Consider the following 2,153-nt stretch of genomic DNA (forward strand, 5'->3'; position numbering starts at 1 on the left):
TCGATCTGATCCGCCACGTCCTCGACCTGTTCCAGATACTTGGTCGTGACGAGCAGCAAATCTTCCAGCAAATCAATATGAATTACTGAGCTCATGGTTATTCTCCTGGTTGATATTGCGAGAATGAATTGCCTGTGGTACCGCGGTTAAGCAGGCGCTTATAAAACATGGTCGATCAAGCTTGTTTAGAGTGATGGAAAAAGAAAAGCACTTCGTGATTGGTTGTTTTTGAGTGACATCACGCGAAGACCCGATATCGATTGCGCAACGGAAGCGCGCGGCACGATATAAGCATTCCAGACTCTCAGAAGAGGCTGCTCAGGTGAAATTGGCTGAAAATGAGGCGGCCGTTTGAATAGTTTTGGGTATTGGTGTCAATAAGGACAATTCCGGCGGAAATAAGAAGGCAAGGCAGAGACAGGGATGCCGCAAAGTGGATCGTCGACGCGCGCAACGGTGAGGTTGTTATTGAATGAGGTGTTGTGGCCCCATATGTCGTCCGATTCCATGATTGTCTCCTAGCAAATTTTTTATTGAATTAAACGGATGGGTGGAACGGCACTTTGTGAATATTGCGAGCTTTCCGAGAAAGCAATGAGGGTAGGTTAGTTATTTATTTTTTCTTGTCAAGGGTGATTTATATTTGTTTCGGTTTCGGATTTTGTTGGTTCATCAATTTCGGGAATTTAATCTTGGTATCGATTTCGTGGTTTTGAAACTGGTCGTGAAAAGGGACGGATCTGATCATGATGGGAACGATTGCTGTCAACGCGGTGGAACAAATAGCGGGGTCGAGAGCACTTGGCTGGCCACGATGGGAAACGCTTGCGTTTGCCAACGGGGCGAATGGTTAGTGTGTGCCAGTGGTCGGACTCTCGAACACGCGGCCAGTTTTGATGGAGGGCGGTTGCACGACATCAGGGGAGGAGGGGGTGTTTCCATTCTGGGCGTCGCGCTGTTGCCAATTTGAATCAAGCGCTAGTAACGCTCATCGGCGTGGATGCTCGGCCACACCCTTTGCTTACATGACGACACTGGAGTTGTCGTGACTCTTTTCCGCGTCATGGCTGACCAACCGTGAAACATTTCGGCCATCGCGTCGCGCCGGGCCCCATCTGGACGGGTTTTTATTTCGACAAATCAATGACTTGCATATTGTGGCACGTTACTGGCTCTTGATGGGGTACCGGTGCGAATGGGCGCGCACGGGAAGCAAGCGTTGTTTTCCCGCTGTAGCAGCGCTGCCGAAGATCGTAGGCTGGATCAGGCTCGAGGCTTGAATCAGAGGTTTTATTCGTCGACCGAGACTCTTCCGGAGCGCGCTGTCTGTCCTGAATTTTCGGACGGCTGCTGGGACGCCTATTTCATTTCTGCAACATGCAGAGCACGAGATTCCCGTTGGCAGTCAGTGTCAGCCAGGCGGCGTGAACAATTTTCGGCGGCATGGACATGTCGTGGTGGTCGGGAATAACGCTGTTGGTGACCGTCCGGCGGTGTCGCCGATGTGTGTTCTATGCGCGGTGAGTCGGTGCGGTGCAACGGGGACAGGCAGGGGCATCATGGGGATCAAAATTGGAGACTGGGCGCTCCTTGTTCATATCAAATCGGCACCGAACCTAAATGGTCGCGTCGTTGAGGTGGTTCGAATCGCTACGGGATGCGAAAAATTCGTCTCGGCGGCGGGAAGAATGTGCTGGGTAGTGCTGGATGACCGTGCGGCGTGGACTGTGCGATGCAGAGAACCGATTCCGTGGGGACGTTTTGAGGAGGGGTTCTATGAGCTTCCATTTTTGGAAAGCAATTTGTTTCCCATCACCGGCGTCTCATCGTATGCGGTTCTTTAACGACGCCCCAGCGGTTGAGGGCGGCAGGCATGCTCCATGGCATGAGGGCCGCGTAGTCGTCGGTGGTTGTAGCGAGCGGCAACCTAGTGAACAGCCAGACCAGATAGCGATACGGCTCGACGCCGTTTGCCTAGCACGTCTCGACGAGGGAGTACAGGTTGGCACTGGCCTGCGCGTCGGCGACAGTATCGGAGAACAGCCAGCCCTTGCGGTTATGGAAATGCTTCTCTAATCTTACTGTGTCAATAAATTCATGCCACTATAGGAACTTCTTCATCCACGGCGTGAGGCATGATGGACTGGGAGACG

General features: G+C 52.4%; 1 protein-coding gene and 1 pseudogene. Both read right to left on the reverse strand.

The features are described 5' to 3' along the window. Positions 1 to 374: 374 nt before the first annotated feature. A complete protein-coding gene (locus KVT39_RS38585) occupies positions 375 to 509 on the reverse strand; it encodes a hypothetical protein (protein ID WP_306795631.1) in 135 nt (44 codons plus the stop codon). Positions 510 to 1,812: 1,303 nt separating this feature from the next. Beyond that, positions 1,813 to 2,058: pseudogene (locus KVT39_RS36345) on the reverse strand (transposase domain-containing protein); the annotation flags it as partial. Between the last annotated feature and the right edge of the window lie 95 nt (positions 2,059 to 2,153).

Source organism: Burkholderia sp. GbtcB21, from assembly GCF_019091065.1.
In the GTDB taxonomy this organism is placed as follows: Bacteria; Pseudomonadota; Gammaproteobacteria; order Burkholderiales; family Burkholderiaceae; genus Burkholderia; species Burkholderia pyrrocinia_C.

Coding starts and splice junctions, on each gene's coding strand:
- KVT39_RS38585 (WP_306795631.1), bottom strand. CDS start 509: ATGGAATCGGACGACATATGGGGCCACAACACCTCATTCAATAACAAC.